The sequence below is a fragment of the Limnohabitans sp. genome, assembly GCF_036804465.1.
GTDB lineage: Bacteria > Pseudomonadota > Gammaproteobacteria > Burkholderiales > Burkholderiaceae_C > Limnohabitans.
The window spans coordinates 38,081-54,387 of the sequence record NZ_DAIRSK010000017.1; the positions used below are offsets into that span (position 1 = coordinate 38,081).

The window sequence follows — 16,307 nt, forward strand, 5'->3', positions numbered from 1 at the left end:
AAAAAAACTGTTTACAAGTTTTAACTTTCAGATAAAGTACTGGTCAAGCATCCAGTTGTTGTTAAACACAGTGACTCGATGTTCTCAGTCAACCAGTGTTTTAACGGAGATTTTTATGAACAGCAAACCGATCGTCGCAGACAGCGAAAAAGCCAAAGCCTTGCAAGCCGCTTTGGCGCAAATCGAAAAACAATTCGGCAAGGGCACCATCATGCGCTTGGGCGAAGGTGAAGTCATTGACGACATCCAAGTGGTCTCGACCGGCTCGCTGGGCTTGGACATCGCCTTGGGCGTGGGCGGTTTGCCCCGTGGCCGCGTGATTGAAATCTACGGTCCCGAGTCATCGGGCAAAACCACCCTCACTTTGCAAGTCATCGCCGAGATGCAAAAACAAGGCGGTACTTGCGCGTTTGTGGATGCCGAACACGCGCTAGATTCGCAATACGCCCAAAAGCTCGGCGTGAACTTGCAAGACTTGCTGATCAGCCAACCCGACACCGGCGAACAAGCGCTCGAGGTGGTCGACAGCTTGGTGCGCTCAGGCGCGGTGGATTTGGTGGTCATTGACTCAGTGGCCGCACTCACACCCAAAGCTGAACTCGAAGGCGACATGGGTGACTCATTGCCTGGTCTGCAAGCCCGTTTGATGAGCCAGGCGCTGCGCAAGTTGACAGCATCCATCAAGAAGACCAACTGCACGGTGATCTTCATCAACCAAATCCGCATGAAGATTGGCGTGATGTTTGGTTCACCCGAAACCACCACGGGCGGTAACGCGCTCAAGTTCTACGCCTCGGTGCGTTTGGACATTCGCCGCACCGGCACCATCAAGCGTGGCGACGAAGCGGTGGGCAATGAAACCAAAGTGAAGGTGGTGAAAAACAAAGTCGCGCCTCCGTTCAAGACGGCCGAGTTCGACATCTTGTTTGGCGAAGGCATCAGCCGCCAAGGCGAGATCATTGACATGGGCGTGAACGCCAAAGTGATTGAAAAGTCTGGCGCTTGGTACGCCTACAACGGCGAAAAAATCGGCCAAGGCCGCGACAACGCACGCGAGTTCTTGCGTGAGAACGAGGCCTTGGCTTTCGAGATCGAAAACAAAGTGCGTGAATCCTTGGGCATTCCCTTGTTGGCCGGTGGCGTGGAAGCGCCTGCGGTGAAAGAAGAAAAAGCCCCCAAGGCAGCGAAGGCCGCGAAGGAGCCCAAAGACATCAAGGGCGCTGCTGACGCAGATGCCGATGGCGTGGTGGCATAACGTTGGATGTTTAACGCCAGTTAAAAGCCAGCCTCGTGACACACAGCGTGGACTCAAACGAAGACGAGAAACCTCCGGCGAAAAGGGCCAGTGGGTTTCAAATCTCGCTCAAAGGCCGAGCCTTGCGCTTGCTGTCGCAGCGCGAACATTCGCGCTTGGAGTTAGAGCGCAAGCTCAAGCCGTTTGAAGAGACGCCAGGCGAGCTGGCCGAGGCCTTGGATTTTTTGCAGGCCAAAGACTTCATCAATGAGCAGCGCGTGGTGGAGTCGGTCGTGAACCGTCGCGCCGCCAAGCTCGGTGCATCCCGGGTGCGTCAAGAATTGCAAGCCAAGGGGTTGCCTGTAGAGGCCATCACCCAAGCCGTGCAAGAGATGCGCAGCACCGAGCTAGAGCGGGCCCGCGAAGTGTGGAGAAAGAAATTTGGCGCCCCGCCCGCCGATCAAGCCGCATTTGTCAAGCAAGTTCAGTTTTTGAACAGACGGGGTTTTGCCAGTGAAGTTGTGCGCCAAGTGGTGGACAACGCGGCGAGGCTGTCAGAATGAAAAGCGGGTGTGCGAATAGCGCCAACGTTTATAGCCAGCCAGCCCAAAGATGATGACGGTGCCCAACAAACTGCTTGCCACGGACAGCAGAAAATTTGGATCTTTATTGACCAAAGCTGCATAGGCCGTGTTGATGCTGAGCGCCAATACCCACATGAACCACGTCAACAAAGATGTGCTTTGTGCGCCATCTTTGTTTTGTATCAATGTGAAAATTTGAGGCAAGTACGCCAAAAAAATGACAGGCGCAGACAAGACATACAGTCGCTCAATCACAGTTTCTAAGGGCATCATCACGCGTCAAACGGATTTGCGCAAGCCGCCCATCAAAACGTATTTGACTTCCATGTAGTCGTCAAGGCCGTAATGAGAACCTTCGCGGCCAAGGCCCGATTCTTTGACGCCGCCAAAAGGGGCTATTTCTGTGGAGATGATGCCCTCATTGACGCCGACAATACCCACTTCCAGTTGCTCCGCAACACGCCAAACTCTTGCAAGGTCCTTGCTATAAAAGTAAGCGGACAGACCAAAAGGTGTGTCGACGCATGGACGTGATGTTTCACTGGGCCAACTTGATTGAACAAAACGCCTCAGAGTTGGCCTTGTTGGAATGTTTGGACATGGGCAAGCCGATCACCGATGTGCTCAACATAGACCTGCCGGAAGTGTTGCGCACCATCCGCTTCTACGCTGAGTGCATTGACAAATTAGAAGGGGCTGTGACCCACACAGCGTCCAACGTGCTGCACACCATCGTGCATGAACCTTTAGGTGTGGTGGGCGCCATCACCCCTTGGAACTACCCCTTGTTGATGGCTGTTTGGAAGCTTGCACCGATCCTCGCCGCGGGCAATTGCGTGGTGCTCAAGCCCGCCGAGCAGGCGCCTTTGTCGTGCACACGCTTGGCGCAGCTATTTGTTCAAGCAGGGGGACCTGCTGGGGTGTTCAATTTGATCAATGGGACAGGACAAGAAGCGGGTCGCGCATTGGCCATGCATCGCGATGTGGCCAAAATCACCTTCACGGGTTCAACAGCAGTTGGCAAACTCTTGATGACTTACTCTGGTCAGTCCAACATGAAGCGGGTGGCCTTAGAGACAGGCGGTAAAAGCCCCCAAATATTCATGCCCGATCTTTATGATTTGGACGCAGCGGTGGACCGCGCTGTCGGTGGCATCTATGACAATGCCGGTCAGGTGTGCAACGCAGGCTCTCGCTTGCTGGTGCACCGATCATTGCATGACAAATTTGTCAGTCGATTCATGGCCCGCACCCTGGAGATGTACCAACCCGGTGATCCGCTGGACCCAGCCACCACCATGGGGCCATTGGCCAGTCACACCCATTTGAGCCAGGTGTTGACGCGCATGAAACAAGCTCAAAACGATGGCGCCACTCAGGTCTTGCCGACAAAACCACTCACCGGTCCGGGCGCTTATCTTGCCCCAGCCTTGTATGTGGGCGTGCAAAACCGCATGGCGATTGTTCAAGAGGAGGTGTTTGGGCCCGTCGCCACGGTACAAGCGTTTGACACGGAGCAAGAAGCCCTCATGTTGGCCAATGATTCCGAGTTTGGTTTGGCCGCTGCGGTTTGGACGGCTGATTTGAATACCGCGCACCGCATGGTCAGTGCTTTGGAGGCTGGGGTGACCTGGGTGAACTGCTTTGGAGACGGCGACATGTCGCAGCCCTTTGGTGGCTATAAGCTCAGCGGCAACTCGCGGGACAAACACCAAGGGAGCTTGACTTCTTACATGCAAGTCAAATCCAGTTGGTTCAGTTTGCAACGGGAATGAGTTGGAGGCGAGCCCAAGCCACCGCCTTGGCGCCCGCCAGAAAAAATCAGCTGCTTGCGCTGGCAAATTCTTGTCGCAACCAATCACGAATCAGGCGAATAACGGCCTTGTGCTCGCCGTCTTTGGCGACATCGACAAACCAATAGCCGTAAGGTCCGTCCATGTGTAAATCATTGAACAGACGCAAAGCCCCAGAGCTCAATTCAGGTCGAATCATGTGCTCATCCACAATCGCCACGCCTGCGCCACTGAGCGCCGCATTGATGGCTTGATCCAAGGTGCTGAAGCTCAAGCCTGGCTTGGGATCAATGTGCTCCAAATTGTGCCGCTCGATCCAACGCTCCCAGACGGGCAGACGATCGGGCCCATTGAGGATGTGCAGCAGGGTTTGCTGGCTCAGCGTGGGGGGCAAGTCGTGACGCCACAATTTGGGATCGCTCACCATCACGTGCTTTTCATACATCAAGAGTTCGCACTCCACTTTGGGCCAAGGGGCGGTATCAAAGACCACCAAACAATCGTGCGATTCGCTGTCGCGAAGTGACTGCACCCAGTTGGTGGTGATGTGAAGGTCAACAAACGGATAGATGCTGCAAAACTTGGAAAGTCGAGGCGCTAACCAGCGCGTTGCAAAGGTGGGCGGGATATTGATGGAGATTTGCTGACGGCGTTGGTCTTGCGTGATGTGTTCAATCAATTGCTCCAGCCCACTGAAGGTGGATTGCAAGCCCTCGGCCAGTAGCTTGCCAGTTTCTGTGAGCTTGATGCCTTGGTGAACCCGAAAGAACAAGGGGCGCCCCAGCGCGTCTTCAAGCAACTTGACTTGGCGACTCACAGCCCCTTGCGTCACATGCAAAGCCGTCCCTGCTTTCGTCAGGCTACCGAGTTGTGCTGTGACGTGAAAGGCCCGTAAGGCGTTCAGGGGGGGCAGGCGCTTCATGCGTCGTTACTGCTCAGGCAGGCAATCAAACCATACCCAGCATCAGTTGCAAGTTTTGAACCGCAGCGCCGCTCGCACCTTTGCCCAAATTGTCCAGCCGCGCCATCAGTACCGCATGGCGATGGGTTTCGTTGGCGAACACGCGGATGTCAAGTTGGTTGGTATCGTTGAGCGCGGTCGCGTCAAGCTTGCCGTTGTCGGTGGCCGGATGCACGCTGACCCAGCTGTTGTCGCGCTGGCCATAGTGTTTGGCGAGCGCCTCATGCAGGTCGCTTGCCTTGGGCTGACCGGGCAACATGTCCAAATGGATGGGCAGCTGCACCAGCATGCCCTGTCTGAAGTTGCCCACCGAGGGCACAAACAAGGGGCGACGGGTCAGGCCGCTGTAGGCCATGATTTCTGGAATGTGCTTGTGCTCTAGGCCCAAGGCATAGGCTTCAAAGAGGGGCGCTTTGCCCGCCTCAAAATCTTCAATCATGGCGCGGCCCCCGCCCGAGTAGCCGCTGACTGAAGGCAAAGCAATCGCAAAGTCGGCCGGCACCAAGCCTGCATCGATCAAGGGGCGCAACAAAGCGATGGCGCCTGTGGCATAGCAGCCAGGGTTGGCGACGCGTTGGGCGTTGACCACGGCGTCGCGCTGGCCAGCCGCCAGTTCTGGAAAACCGTACACCCAGCCCGGCGCCACGCGGTGGGCGGTAGAGGCATCGATGATTTTGGGTTTGTGGCCAGTCAAGCTGTCAATCATGGCAACCGACGCCATCGCGTGATCGTCGTGGAGGCACAAAATAACCACATCCACACCAGCCATCAACTCGCGTTTGGCTTCGGGGTCTTTGCGCTTGGCGGGGTCTATGCTGACAACATCGATGGCTGGCATGGCGCCTAAGCGTTCGCGAATTTGTAGACCTGTGGTGCCGGCTTCGCCGTCAATGAAGACTTTAGACATGGTTGTCGCCAAAAAGTTCAAAAAGTGAGGCGTCGCTAGGCGCTTGTAAGCCAATTTAAAGTTTGACGCAATTCACCATGATACAGTCTTAAGGCTTTGTGCAATGAGGCTGATCGGCGTCACACAAACTGCGAAACATTACAAATCCACCGATTACTAAGAGAGATCTCATGAAGATTCACGAGTACCAAGGCAAGGAAATCTTGCGTCAATTTGGTGTACCAGTGCCACGCGGGATCCCTGCGTTCACGGTGCAAGAAGCGTTGGAAGCCGCGCAAAAGTTGGGCGGCCCTGTGTGGGTTGTGAAAGCTCAAATTCACGCGGGTGGCCGTGGCAAAGGCGGCGGCGTCAAAGTGGCCAAAACCATAGAAGACGTCAAGCGTTTGTCTGAAGAGATTTTGGGCATGCAGCTCAAGACCCACCAGACTGGCCCCGAGGGTCAAAAAGTGCGACGCCTCTACATCGAAGACGGTGCCGACATCAACAAAGAATATTACGTGTCTGTGGTCACCGACCGCGCCACCCAAAAAGTCGCATTCATCGCGTCCAGCGAAGGCGGCATGGACATTGAAGAAGTGGCACATAGCACGCCCGAGAAAATCATCACCGATTTCATCGACCCGTTGACGGGTCTGGGCGACGAGCAAGCCAAAAAGATTGCAGACGCCATCGGCATGCCCGCTGACTCCACCGCGCAAGCCGTGGACATCTTCAAGAAGCTCTACCAGTGCTACATGGAAACTGACGCCTCTTTGGTGGAAATCAACCCACTGAACCGCGACAGCAAAGGCAACGTGATGGCTTTGGATGCGAAGTTCAACTTCGATGCCAACGCTTTGTTCCGTCACCCCGAAATCGTGGCTTACCGCGATTTAGACGAAGAGGATCCTGCTGAAGTGGAGGCTTCCAAGTTTGACTTGGCCTACATTTCTTTGGACGGCAACATCGGTTGCTTGGTCAACGGTGCTGGCTTGGCCATGGCCACCATGGACACCATCAAGTTGTTCGGCGGCGAGCCAGCCAACTTTCTAGACGTGGGCGGCGGCGCAACAGCCGAAAAAGTCACTGAAGCGTTCAAGATCATGCTGGCCAACAAAAATGTCAAGGGCATTTTGGTCAACATCTTCGGCGGCATCATGAAGTGCGACACCATCGCCACTGGCGTGATCACCGCTTGCCACGCTGTCAACCTGTCCGTGCCGCTGGTGGTGCGCATGAAGGGCACCAACGACGAGTTGGGCAAGAAAATGTTGGCCGATTCGGGCCTGCCCATCATTTCTGCCGACACCATGGCTGAAGCTGCAACCGCTATCGTTGCCGCTGTAAAGTAAGGACACCCAATGTCAATCTTCATCAATAAAAACACCAAGGTCATCACCCAAGGTATCACCGGTAAAACCGGTCAGTTCCATACTGAAAAGTGCATCGAATACGCGAATGGCAAAAACTGTTTCGTTGCGGGTGTGAACCCCAAGAAAGCCGGCGAAAAGATTTTTGACGTGCCGATCTTTGCCTCCGTCAAAGAAGCGGCGCACAACACAGGTGCAACCGTCTCTGTGATCTACGTGCCCCCCGCAGGCGCAGCTGCTGCCATCTGGGAAGCGGTCGAAGCCGACCTCGATTTGGCTATCTGTATCACCGAAGGCATTCCCGTGCGCGACATGCTGGAAGTGCGTAACAAGATGAAAGCCAAAGAAGCGGCTGGCGGCAAACGCACTTTGTTGCTCGGCCCCAACTGCCCTGGCTTGATCACACCTGACGAAATCAAGATCGGCATCATGCCAGGTCACATCCACCGCAAAGGCCGCATCGGCGTGGTCTCCCGTTCGGGCACGTTGACCTATGAAGCGGTGGCGATGTTGACCGAAGTGGGCTTGGGCCAGTCCAGCGCCGTCGGTATTGGTGGCGACCCGATCAACGGTTTGAAGCACATCGAAGTGATGCAAGCGTTCAACGACGATCCAGACACCGACGCCGTCATCATGATTGGCGAGATCGGTGGTCCTGACGAAGCCGAAGCCGCGATGTGGTGCAAGGCCAACATGAAAAAGCCAATTGTCGGTTTTATCGCGGGTGTGACGGCCCCTCCTGGCAAGCGCATGGGTCATGCCGGCGCCTTGATTTCTGGTGGCGCGGACACCGCAGACGCCAAGCTGGCGATCATGGAAGCGTGCGGTTTCATCGTCACACGCAACCCATCTGAACTGGGTAAATTGCTCAAGGCGCAACTCAAGTAATCGCCCTCGGGCAATGCCACGACATAAGCGAGCGGTGTTTCCACCGCTCGCTTTTTTTTGAACTCGCGCATCTTCAATGCAACGACAAGTGCTGCCTAGAATTCCGGTCCAACTCGCAAAGGACAAGTGATGAAACACACTCTGCAACGCGGCTTTACCTTGATCGAGCTGATGATCGTGGTCGCCATCATTGGCGTGCTGGCCTCGGTGGCCTTGCCCGCTTACCAAGACTACATGATTCGTGCGCGCGTGAGCGAGGGCTTGGGGCTGGCTTCTGCCGCCAAAACCCATGTGCTGGACGTGCTCAACAGCGGAAACATCGCAACCATTGGCGCGGATGGGTATAAGACTGGCTACACATTTGGCGGGTCGACCAAGAACATCAGCAAAATCGAGATTGCCAGCACCACAGGCGTTATCACCATCACCACGACGGCCGCTGCTGGGTCTGGCAGCTTGCTGCTGGTGCCCTACACCAAAAGTGGCAAAACAGACGCTGCATTGCCAGCCCCCACCGCCAACAATGCGAGCATCGAGGGCGTGGTGCAGTGGAAGTGCCTGGCCAAAGGCGCAGATGCATTTGTCGGTGTGACTGTGCCAGATGAGGCGCTGGATAAAAAGTACGTGCCCAGCGACTGCAAATAAGTTCTATCGTAGCTTCAACGAGGCGCTCTCAGGCGCCTTTGTTTTTTTGGGGTGTTGGCGTGATGGAAAATCAGGCCATGAACCCGTCAACCCCAGCCAACACCTTGCTGCGCCATGTCATCTTGCTGCTGTGTGTGGCCATGCCTTGGCTCAACCCGTTTGCCAGCAGCCCGTCCACCGCCGTCATCCCTTTGTTGGTGAGCTGGATGCTGGCTGCGTGTGCGTTGTTGGCGGTGGTTGAGCTGCCGCTTGCCAAGCGGCGATACACGGTGGCATCGCGCCTCATCGCTGCTGTCATGTTGGTTTGGTTGGCTGCATCGTTGCTGTGGATGCCGCAGGTGGTGGATCGGGCGTTGACGGCGGGCCTCTTGGCGGCATTGGTGTGTGTGTGGCTCATGGTTGGCGTGGGCCGACGCGCGGCAGGCGATGCAAGCGTGTTGCGCTGTTTGGTGGTGGGTTGGGTGGCTGCGGCCGTCATCAGCGCGGTGCTGGGCGTGCTGCAGTATTTGGACTTGGCGCGTGAGTTGTCGCCTTGGGTGAATCAACCCATCAAGGGCGATGCGTTTGCGAACTTGCGACAGCGCAACCAGTTTGCATCACTCACCAGCATTGGGCTGGTGGCATTGTTGGCTTGGGTGGCAGACCTCGCCCACAGGCGCACGATGTCGCGCGGCGACTGGGCGCTGGCACTGCTTTGCCTCAATGTATTGGCTGCAGGCGTGGCGTGCTCGGTGTCGCGCACTGGCGCGATGCAATGGGTGTTGGTCGGCATGGTGATGGCGGCGTGGGCCTGGCGCCGCAGCCAACGTGAAGCTGCCCGTGGGGATGACGTTGCCAGCGGCAAAAGCTTGGTGTGGTTCGCGCTGGCGGCACCCGTGCTGGTTGGGGTGTGGTCCGTGGTGATGCCTTGGCTGGCTTTGCAAACCACAGGTGAGTGGGGCGCTAGCATGATCTTGCGCGTCACAGGTCAAGCCCAAGGCTACGGGACTTGCGGTGGCCGCCGAGTGTTGTGGGCCAATGTGCTGGCGATGATTGGGCAGCAACCTTGGCTAGGCTGGGGTTGGGGCGAGACGGACTATGCGCATTTCATGACGCGTTACAGCAGCTTGCGTTTTTGCGATTTGCTCGACAACGCCCATGACCTTCCCTTGCACTTGGCCCTTGAGTTTGGCGTGCCCTTTGCACTGGCCGTGATGGCGGTGGCCTGTGTGTGGGTGCTGCGCCGCAAGCCTTGGCGCGAGCAGCAGACTTGGCGCGTCATGGCTTGGTGCCTTTTGTTGGTGCTAGGTCTTCACAGCTTGCTGGAGTATCCGCTTTGGTACGGCCCCTTTCAAATGACCTTGGGTTTGGCCATCGGCTTGTTGTGGGCCATGCCCAACGAAGCATTCGCAACGGACACCCACCCAACCCAAAATGCCCCGATGTCTATGTGGATGGCGGCGATGCTTTTCATCGCTTGCTTGTTCGCCGCATGGGACTTCAACCGCGTCAGCCAAATTTACCGCCAAGCCGCGTCGCGGGATGCGCCTTACCGAGACAACCCATTGCACCATGCCCAGCAATCGTGGCTATTTAAAAACCAAGCAGACTTTGCCGAGCTGACCACCCAAGCCGTCACCGCAGACAATGCGGCCCAGTTGTATGCCCAAGGTCTGCGTTTGATGCATTACTCGCCCGAAGCACGGGTGGTGCAACGCGTCATTGACAGCGCCAAATTGCTAGGACACGACCAAGTGGCACACACCTTGACCGAACGTTTGCAAGACGTCAAGCCAAGCGCGCCGCGCTAAACTCAATGGCCCTATGAACCCTACACGCCCAACCCTCAGTGCCATCGTCATCACCCGCAACGAAGCGCACAACTTACATGACTGCTTGCAGTCCATGGCTGGCTTGGTCGATGAAATTGTGGTGGTGGACAGCCAAAGTACAGACGCCACGGTGGCCATCGCGCAGCTGCATGGCGCCAAAGTTGCACAGCCTGCAGATTGGCCAGGATTTGGCCCACAAAAAAACCGAGCGCTTGATTTAGCGACCAGCGATTGGGTGCTCTCGATTGACGCCGACGAACGCGTCACCTCGGCGCTGGCGGCTGAAATCCGGCGGGTATTGCAGCTCAACAACACACAGGTGGCCTACAAGGTGCCGCGCTTGTCCTTTTACTGCGGCGAGTTTATTCACCACGCAGGCTGGCAGCCCGACTACGTGTTGCGCTTGTTCAAGCGAGGCACTGCTCAGTTTTCTGATGATTTGGTGCACGAGCGGGTCGTGAGCGATCAAAAAGTAGTGGCCCTTGACAACCATTTGCTGCACTACAGCTACCTCAATTTCTCGCAAGTGCTGTCCAAGGTCGACGCTTATTCCAGTGCATCGGCCAAACAAGCCTATGCGCGTGGCAAACGCTCGTCAGTGGCGGGCGCTTTGGGCCATGGCGCTTGGGCATTTTTTCGTACCTATGTGATTCGCCGAGGTTTCTTAGACGGCGCCCATGGCTTGGCTTTGTCCATCTCAAATGCCGAAACCAGCTACTACAAATATTTGAAGCTTTGGCATATGGAACTGGAACAAACCAACCAAGCACACCACAAGAGTACTTAATAAACCACATTTTCATCTGATATTACATACAAATAGCCAGTCGGAAATTAAGCCCATCTGGTGTGTGCTACATTTTTGTCAAAGACATAAAGGTAGCCGCGATGAAGTATTTCCTCAAATTAGCAGCGATTCTGTGTGCTGCATTTTTAGCCGCATGTGGGGCCACGCCTTCAAAGCAAGACGTCTATCGTCCCGCAATCTTGGAAAATGCGGTTGATATGCAAAAGTTCGAAAAGGACCGCAGCGATTGCGAGCAAAGCGTCAAAAATGCGCCCAGCAACATGGAGAGCACCAACAGCATTCGCTTCAAAGAATGCTTGGTGAAAAAGGGTTACAAATTAATGAGCTGAGTGCAGCGCTTAACCCGCCACATAGCTCCCCGACTTACCGCCGTGCTTTTCTAGCAAACGCACATCGGTCATCGTCATGCCTCTATCCACCGCTTTGCACATGTCGTAGATCGTCAGCAGGGCGACTTGTACGGCAGTCAGTGCTTCCATCTCCACACCTGTTTGCCCGACGGTTTCAACGGTCGCAGTGCAGTGCACACTGTGGGTTGCCGCGTCAATGGCAAATTCCACGGCCACGCGGGTGAGCGCCAGAGGGTGACACAAAGGAATTAAATCGCTGGTTTTTTTGGCAGCTTGAATGCCCGCAATCCGAGCAATGCCCAACACGTCGCCTTTCTTGGCTGTGCCAGTTTGAATCAAGTCGAGTGTGGCGGGCAGCATGACGATGCGGCCCGTGGCCACGCCCACGCGTTTGGTGTGGGCTTTGTCAGACACATCCACCATGTGGGCTTGGCCTTGTGCATCAAAGTGTGTGAGTGTGGACATGCAGAAATGGACATGGGGTTAACATCATTCACGCATCATACGGCCCATGGCAATCATGTTTTCTTCACTGCACTTATCTCATCTGTCACGTCGCCTCGGCGTGCTGGGGGTGTGCGCGGCTTTGTTGCTGCCTGTGGCGCCAGCACAAGCGCAGCTCAACAGCAACCGCTTGCCCAATTTGGGCGACGGGGCCGATGTGCCCTTGGGCGTGGAGCGCCGTTTGGGTGAGAGCATTGCCCGCGAAATTTACCGAGACCCTGACTATTTAGATGACCCCGTGCTGGGCGACTACGTGCAGTCGATTTGGCAAATCTTGCTGGCCTCAGCTCGCCAGCGCGGCGAACTAACGCCCGAGCTCGAGCAACAGTTCGCCTGGGAGGTGTCACTGATTCGTGACCGCAGCATCAATGCGTTTGCCCTGCCCGGCGGTTATTTGGGCGTGCATTTGGGTTTGATTTCGGCGGTCAGCAGCGCAGACGAATTGGCCTCGGTGTTGGCGCATGAGCTCAGCCATGTCACGCAGCGGCACATTGCCCGCATGATTGCGCAGCAAGGCAAGCAAGGCCCGATGGTGATGGCTGCCATGATTTTGGGCATGTTGGCGGCCAGCCGCACCATGAACGCCAGCAGCATGAGCGCGGCCAACGCGGTGATGGTGGGCGGCCAAGCCGCGGCCATTCAAAGTCAGCTCAACTTCTCGCGCGACATGGAACGCGAAGCCGACCGCGTGGGCTATGGCGTGATGACCGAAGCTGGTTACGAACCGCAAGGCTTTGTCACCATGTTTGAAAAACTGCAGCAGGCAGCGCGCCTGAACGACAACGGCTCATTTCCCTATCTGCGCAGCCACCCCATGACAACCGAGCGTATTTCGGATGCGCAAGCCCGTCAGCAGTTGCTGCCCACCCGCGCCGCCGTGGTCACCACAGCCACCCACGCCATGATGTCGACGCGTGCGCAGGTGTTGGCCAAGCCGGGCGTGGATGTGTTGCGCAGCATCGCCTCATCGGCCCATGCAACAAACTTGGCCCAACAGAGCAAGCCCAAGCAAGCGGGCATTTTGTATGGCGCGACATTGGCCGAAATGCAGCAGCGCAATTTTGTGGGGGCACGACAGCACTTGGCGCGCTTACACAACTTGGGTGGTTTGGACCTGACGGCCATTCGAGCAGTCCGATTGTTGACAGCCGAGTTGGCCTTGATGGCTGGGGAGGCATCGCAAGCGGTGGCCATGCTGGAGCCCAAAGCCACGGTCATCGCGAGCCATGACCGTGCCACACACATGCTGTTGGCGCGCAGCCGCGTGGGCACTCAAAAGCCTGAGCAAGGCAAAACCGCAGCCAGCGAGTTGTCGTGGTGGCTCAACCAGCACCCCCGTGATGCCTCGGCTTGGTTGTTGCAGGCCTCAGCCTATGAGTTGCAGGGCGACGCTTTGCGAGCCATCCGCGCTCAAGCAGAAGCGCGTGCAATGGAGTTGGACTACGGTGCCGCCGTGGACCGTTTCAAGGCCGCACAAACATTGGCTCACCAAATGGCGAGTGAGGGCAAATTGGATCGTGTGGGGCACATGGAGGCTTCCATCATCGATGCCCGTTTGCGCGAGTTAGAGCGGCTGCGGCGGGAACAAGCGCTGGAGCGCGGCATCAATTAACACACCAAACCCTGAGTAAATCAGCGAGCCCAAGAGCGCAGAGCCAAACCCGCTCACCCAAAAGCCATCGAGCAAACTTGCAGCTGCCCAAAACATCAGGGCATTGATGACAAACAAAAACAGCCCCAGTGTGAAAAACGTCACGGGCAGTGTGAGCACCACCAAGGCGGGTCGTACGACCAGGTTGAAAATACCCATCACCAAAGCGGCGGCCATGGCCGCACCAAAGCCAGTGACTTCCACACCGCTGTAGAGATGCGCCAAAGCCATCAAGGCGGTGGCGTGGAGTAACCAAGTTAAAAGTAGTTTCATGGCTGGGTCAGCATAGCATTGCCGCTATCATGCAAAGCCCGATCGATACGGGTATTTTTAGGTCAAACACACGCACGCGATGGCAGGCATTCACATCACCGACATTGAGTCAGCCATTAACTATTGGCGCGAACAAAAACCCTCGCCCGATGGCGTCACATTGGCGCCTGAGATTCGGGCTTTGGCCGAGGTGTATGCGTTGATGATTTATTACCGCCATGACGAAGCGGCAGAAAAAGGCTTCCCCCAAAAAGCCTACGAGGCGTGGCTGGGCTGGTACAACACCACCGCCGATGCACCGTGCATTGCGATTTGCTCAACCAGCCAAGGCGACGAAGAGTGCAAGGGCTGTGGCCGCACGTTTGAAGAAGTGCAATATTGGCCTGAAATGTCGCCAGGTGAGAAACGCAGCACATGGCGACGCATCACCATGATCGGTACCTCTTGGCGCTTCAACAAATACGCCGAACGGGCGCGGGGCGAATAAGCGTGATGGCTGCGGCTTTATTTCCAGCGCTCGCATTCGATGTCCACCGTGGTTTTGCCGTTGCTCATCATCACCACACCTTCTTGAACCGTGGCTTGCAGTTGCATGCTGCGTTCTGCCAATTTAGCTAAGTCTTGCGACGCGGTGCTGGGGATGCGCCACACCTGCAAAGTGGTGGGCTTGATGAGTTTATTTTGCATGTTCTTCCACCACACATCGCCTGAGCTGGAGAACACATACAACATCACTTGATCGGCCTTGCTGCAGGCTTTGAGCAAGGGCTTTTCTTCGGGCTGGCCCACTTCGATCCACAGGCGTTTGCGGCCGGTGAAATCGGTCAGCATCACATCGGGCTCATCGGGGTCAGACAGCCCAGAACCAAAGGCCAGCACGCCGTCGCCGTTGCACACGTCTTGCAGCAAATGCGCTTGTAAGGACAGCGCCACCAAACGCACCATCATGCGTTCGTCTGTCTCGCTGGGGTGGCGCGCAAGGGTGAGCGCGTGGTCGGCGTAGTAGCTGTGGTCAATGTCAGCGATTTGGACGTTCGCTTTGAAGATGGTGGATTTGATCGCCATGGCTTTAAACGCGACGCGCCAGTTCGGCGGCTTTGCCCACATAGCTGCCAGGCGTCATGGCCAGCAATCGGTCAATGTCGGCTTGCGGTATGGGCAGCGAGGCAATCAAGCCGTGCAGCGCTTGCGCAGTGACAGTTTTGCCGCGAGTGACTTCTTTGAGCTGCTCGTAAGCGCCTTGCACGCCGTAGCGGCGCATGACGGTTTGGATGGGCTCTGCCAACACTTCCCAAGCGGCCTCAAGGTCTGCAGCCAAAGCTTCTTCGTTGAGCTCGAGCTTGTTCAAACCGACGCTGAGGGACTGATAGGCCAAAGTGGTGTAGCCCAAGGCCACACCCATGTTGCGCAACACGGTGGAGTCGCTCAGGTCACGCTGCCAACGACTGATGGGCAGCTTCTCGCTCATGTGCTTGAGCAGTGCATTGGCCAAACCCAAGTTGCCTTCGGCGTTTTCAAAGTCAATCGGGTTGACTTTGTGCGGCATGGTGGATGAGCCAATCTCGCCAACTTTGAGGCGTTGTTTGAAGTAGCCCAAAGAGACATAGCCCCACACATCGCGTGACCAGTCCATCAAAATGGTGTTGCCACGGGCCACGGCGTCAAACAACTCGGCCATGTAGTCGTGGTGTTCGATTTGAATGCTGTAGGGCTGGAAAGTTAGACCAAGCCCCACGGGGCCTGCAAGTTGCGCGGGACTTGCATGGGTGGGTATCGCGGGTGTCTCCACCACTTTGCGACTGAAGGCTTCCCAGTCAAATTCTGGCCAAGCGCTCAGGTGGGCGTTGTAGTTGCCCACGGCGCCGTTCATTTTGGCCATCATGGGCACGCGCGCAATGCGCTCGCGTGCATGCTGTAAGCGCACCACCACGTTGGCCACTTCTTTGCCGACCGTGGTGGGGCTAGCGGTTTGACCGTGGGTGCGGCTGAGCATGGGCACATCGGCATAGGCATGGGCCATCTCGCGCAGCTTGGCAATCAGACCGTCAAGGCCAGGCAAGATCACTTGGTCTCGGCCCGCTTGCAGCTGCAGCGCGTGGCTGGTGTTGTTGATGTCTTCGCTGGTGCAGGCAAAGTGCACAAATTCAGATGCGGCTTCTAGCTCCGCGTGGCCTTTGAATTTTTTCTTGATCCAGTACTCCACGGCTTTCACATCGTGGTTGGTGACCCTCTCCTCGTCCTTGATGGCCAGCGCGTCTTCCGTGCTGAATTGGGTCACCAAGCTGATCAGATAGTTGCGCGAGGCAGCGCTCAGTGGTTTGAATTCGGCAAAGCCCGCCTCACTCAAGGCGATGAACCACGCAATCTCTACTTGCACGCGGCGGTGCATATAGCCCTGCTCGCTCATCAAGGGGCGCAGCTGGGCGACTTTGCCAGCGTAGCGGCCATCGAGTGGCGACAAAGCCATGATTTGTAAGGTGCTCTGGAAGGTTGGGAGGGTATTGCTCATTGCATAATTTTAGGTGCTGGGCTCAAGCGCCATGTATACG

At 56.4% G+C, this 16,307-nt stretch carries 18 protein-coding genes and 1 pseudogene; 11 read left to right on the forward strand and 8 right to left on the reverse strand.

Annotation, left to right across the window (positions count from 1 at the left end; genetic code table 11):
- Positions 1-115: 115 nt before the first annotated feature.
- Both recA and recX read left to right on the forward strand, forming a co-directional pair.
- Positions 116-1,255 (forward strand): recombinase RecA, encoded by a 1,140-nt coding sequence (gene recA, locus V7Q41_RS10260; protein ID WP_333845754.1) that lies wholly within the window; start codon positions 116-118, stop codon positions 1,253-1,255.
- Positions 1,256-1,302: 47 nt separating this feature from the next.
- Positions 1,303-1,797 carry a recombination regulator RecX gene (gene recX, locus V7Q41_RS10265; protein ID WP_442918849.1) on the forward strand — a complete coding sequence of 165 codons (495 nt, stop codon included), beginning with the start codon at positions 1,303-1,305 and terminating at the stop codon, positions 1,795-1,797.
- On the opposite strand, the gene V7Q41_RS10270 is transcribed toward recX, so the two are convergent.
- Positions 1,789-2,091 (reverse strand): PQ-loop domain-containing transporter, encoded by a 303-nt coding sequence (locus tag V7Q41_RS10270; protein WP_333845756.1) that lies wholly within the window; start codon positions 2,089-2,091, stop codon positions 1,789-1,791. The genes recX and V7Q41_RS10270 overlap by 9 nt on opposite strands.
- 6 nt (positions 2,092-2,097) lie before the next feature.
- Positions 2,098-2,337: pseudogene (locus tag V7Q41_RS10275) on the reverse strand (aldehyde dehydrogenase family protein); the annotation flags it as partial.
- A 5-nt stretch (positions 2,338-2,342) separates the two neighbouring features.
- On the opposite strand from V7Q41_RS10275, the gene V7Q41_RS10280 reads away from it, so the two are divergent.
- Complete coding sequence (locus tag V7Q41_RS10280) at positions 2,343-3,593, forward strand: aldehyde dehydrogenase family protein (protein ID WP_333845757.1); 1,251 nt, start codon at positions 2,343-2,345, stop codon at positions 3,591-3,593.
- Positions 3,594-3,639: 46 nt separating this feature from the next.
- Here the strand turns inward: V7Q41_RS10280 and V7Q41_RS10285 are convergent, their stop codons facing one another.
- Positions 3,640-4,533 carry a LysR substrate-binding domain-containing protein gene (locus V7Q41_RS10285; RefSeq protein ID WP_333845758.1) on the reverse strand — a complete coding sequence of 298 codons (894 nt, stop codon included), beginning with the start codon at positions 4,531-4,533 and terminating at the stop codon, positions 3,640-3,642.
- Between the two features lie 25 nt (positions 4,534-4,558).
- Positions 4,559-5,479 (reverse strand): N-acetyl-gamma-glutamyl-phosphate reductase, encoded by a 921-nt coding sequence (gene argC / locus V7Q41_RS10290; RefSeq protein WP_333845760.1) that lies wholly within the window; start codon positions 5,477-5,479, stop codon positions 4,559-4,561.
- Between the two features lie 170 nt (positions 5,480-5,649).
- On the opposite strand from argC, the gene sucC reads away from it, so the two are divergent.
- The 6 genes from sucC (at position 5,650) to V7Q41_RS10320 (ending at position 11,309) form a co-directional block, all read left to right on the forward strand.
- Positions 5,650-6,810 (forward strand): ADP-forming succinate--CoA ligase subunit beta, encoded by a 1,161-nt coding sequence (gene sucC / locus V7Q41_RS10295; RefSeq protein ID WP_333845761.1) that lies wholly within the window; start codon positions 5,650-5,652, stop codon positions 6,808-6,810.
- A gap of 9 nt (positions 6,811-6,819) precedes the next feature.
- Complete coding sequence (gene sucD, locus V7Q41_RS10300; RefSeq protein ID WP_333845762.1) at positions 6,820-7,716, forward strand: succinate--CoA ligase subunit alpha; 897 nt, start codon at positions 6,820-6,822, stop codon at positions 7,714-7,716.
- Positions 7,717-7,845: 129 nt separating this feature from the next.
- On the forward strand, positions 7,846-8,361 hold the full coding sequence (locus V7Q41_RS10305; protein ID WP_333845763.1) for a pilin: 516 nt from the start codon (positions 7,846-7,848) through the stop codon (positions 8,359-8,361).
- A 77-nt stretch (positions 8,362-8,438) separates the two neighbouring features.
- Entirely contained in the window at positions 8,439-10,151 is a 1,713-nt protein-coding gene (locus V7Q41_RS10310; RefSeq protein WP_333845764.1) for a PglL family O-oligosaccharyltransferase, read from the forward strand.
- Between the two features lie 13 nt (positions 10,152-10,164).
- Positions 10,165-10,959 carry a glycosyltransferase family 2 protein gene (locus V7Q41_RS10315; protein ID WP_333845765.1) on the forward strand — a complete coding sequence of 265 codons (795 nt, stop codon included), beginning with the start codon at positions 10,165-10,167 and terminating at the stop codon, positions 10,957-10,959.
- Positions 10,960-11,177: 218 nt separating this feature from the next.
- The gene (locus tag V7Q41_RS10320; protein ID WP_333845767.1) at positions 11,178-11,309 is read left to right on the forward strand and encodes a hypothetical protein; all 132 of its coding nucleotides are present in this window, start codon (positions 11,178-11,180) and stop codon (positions 11,307-11,309) included.
- Positions 11,310-11,318: 9 nt separating this feature from the next.
- Here V7Q41_RS10320 and moaC read toward each other — a convergent pair whose 3' ends face one another.
- Entirely contained in the window at positions 11,319-11,795 is a 477-nt protein-coding gene (gene moaC, locus V7Q41_RS10325; protein WP_333845769.1) for a cyclic pyranopterin monophosphate synthase MoaC, read from the reverse strand.
- A gap of 55 nt (positions 11,796-11,850) precedes the next feature.
- Here moaC and V7Q41_RS10330 point away from each other — a divergent pair, with 55 nt between their 5' ends.
- The gene (locus tag V7Q41_RS10330) at positions 11,851-13,446 is read left to right on the forward strand and encodes a M48 family metalloprotease (RefSeq protein ID WP_333845770.1); all 1,596 of its coding nucleotides are present in this window, start codon (positions 11,851-11,853) and stop codon (positions 13,444-13,446) included.
- Here V7Q41_RS10330 and V7Q41_RS10335 read toward each other — a convergent pair.
- Positions 13,399-13,758 carry a phage holin family protein gene (locus V7Q41_RS10335; RefSeq protein ID WP_333845771.1) on the reverse strand — a complete coding sequence of 120 codons (360 nt, stop codon included), beginning with the start codon at positions 13,756-13,758 and terminating at the stop codon, positions 13,399-13,401. The genes V7Q41_RS10330 and V7Q41_RS10335 overlap by 48 nt on opposite strands.
- 79 nt (positions 13,759-13,837) lie before the next feature.
- Here V7Q41_RS10335 and V7Q41_RS10340 point away from each other — a divergent pair, with 79 nt between their 5' ends.
- Positions 13,838-14,245, forward strand: coding sequence for a DUF3717 domain-containing protein (locus V7Q41_RS10340; protein WP_333845772.1), 408 nt, complete (start codon positions 13,838-13,840; stop codon positions 14,243-14,245).
- 17 nt (positions 14,246-14,262) lie between these two features.
- Here the strand turns inward: V7Q41_RS10340 and V7Q41_RS10345 are convergent, their stop codons facing one another.
- The gene (locus V7Q41_RS10345; RefSeq protein WP_333845773.1) at positions 14,263-14,823 is read right to left on the reverse strand and encodes a YaeQ family protein; all 561 of its coding nucleotides are present in this window, start codon (positions 14,821-14,823) and stop codon (positions 14,263-14,265) included.
- Between the two features lie 4 nt (positions 14,824-14,827).
- Positions 14,828-16,267: an adenylosuccinate lyase gene (purB, locus tag V7Q41_RS10350; protein WP_333845774.1), complete on the reverse strand. Its 1,440-nt coding sequence runs from the start codon at positions 16,265-16,267 to the stop codon at positions 14,828-14,830.
- Between the last annotated feature and the right edge of the window lie 40 nt (positions 16,268-16,307).

What these genes read in the sequence shown, in the direction of transcription:
- recA (WP_333845754.1), top strand. Translation starts at nt 116, where the DNA reads ATGAACAGCAAACCGATCGTCGCAGACAGCGAAAAAGCCAAAGCCTTG.
- V7Q41_RS10270 (WP_333845756.1), bottom strand. Translation starts at nt 2,091, where the DNA reads ATGATGCCCTTAGAAACTGTGATTGAGCGACTGTATGTCTTGTCTGCG.
- V7Q41_RS10280 (WP_333845757.1), top strand. Translation starts at nt 2,343, where the DNA reads ATGGACGTGATGTTTCACTGGGCCAACTTGATTGAACAAAACGCCTCA.
- V7Q41_RS10285 (WP_333845758.1), bottom strand. Translation starts at nt 4,533, where the DNA reads ATGAAGCGCCTGCCCCCCCTGAACGCCTTACGGGCCTTTCACGTCACA.
- argC (WP_333845760.1), bottom strand. Translation starts at nt 5,479, where the DNA reads ATGTCTAAAGTCTTCATTGACGGCGAAGCCGGCACCACAGGTCTACAA.
- sucC (WP_333845761.1), top strand. Translation starts at nt 5,650, where the DNA reads ATGAAGATTCACGAGTACCAAGGCAAGGAAATCTTGCGTCAATTTGGT.
- sucD (WP_333845762.1), top strand. Translation starts at nt 6,820, where the DNA reads ATGTCAATCTTCATCAATAAAAACACCAAGGTCATCACCCAAGGTATC.
- V7Q41_RS10305 (WP_333845763.1), top strand. Translation starts at nt 7,846, where the DNA reads ATGAAACACACTCTGCAACGCGGCTTTACCTTGATCGAGCTGATGATC.
- V7Q41_RS10310 (WP_333845764.1), top strand. Translation starts at nt 8,439, where the DNA reads ATGAACCCGTCAACCCCAGCCAACACCTTGCTGCGCCATGTCATCTTG.
- V7Q41_RS10315 (WP_333845765.1), top strand. Translation starts at nt 10,165, where the DNA reads ATGAACCCTACACGCCCAACCCTCAGTGCCATCGTCATCACCCGCAAC.
- V7Q41_RS10320 (WP_333845767.1), top strand. Translation starts at nt 11,178, where the DNA reads ATGCAAAAGTTCGAAAAGGACCGCAGCGATTGCGAGCAAAGCGTCAAA.
- moaC (WP_333845769.1), bottom strand. Translation starts at nt 11,795, where the DNA reads ATGTCCACACTCACACACTTTGATGCACAAGGCCAAGCCCACATGGTG.
- V7Q41_RS10330 (WP_333845770.1), top strand. Translation starts at nt 11,851, where the DNA reads ATGTTTTCTTCACTGCACTTATCTCATCTGTCACGTCGCCTCGGCGTG.
- V7Q41_RS10335 (WP_333845771.1), bottom strand. Translation starts at nt 13,758, where the DNA reads ATGAAACTACTTTTAACTTGGTTACTCCACGCCACCGCCTTGATGGCT.
- V7Q41_RS10340 (WP_333845772.1), top strand. Translation starts at nt 13,838, where the DNA reads ATGGCAGGCATTCACATCACCGACATTGAGTCAGCCATTAACTATTGG.
- V7Q41_RS10345 (WP_333845773.1), bottom strand. Translation starts at nt 14,823, where the DNA reads ATGGCGATCAAATCCACCATCTTCAAAGCGAACGTCCAAATCGCTGAC.
- purB (WP_333845774.1), bottom strand. Translation starts at nt 16,267, where the DNA reads ATGAGCAATACCCTCCCAACCTTCCAGAGCACCTTACAAATCATGGCT.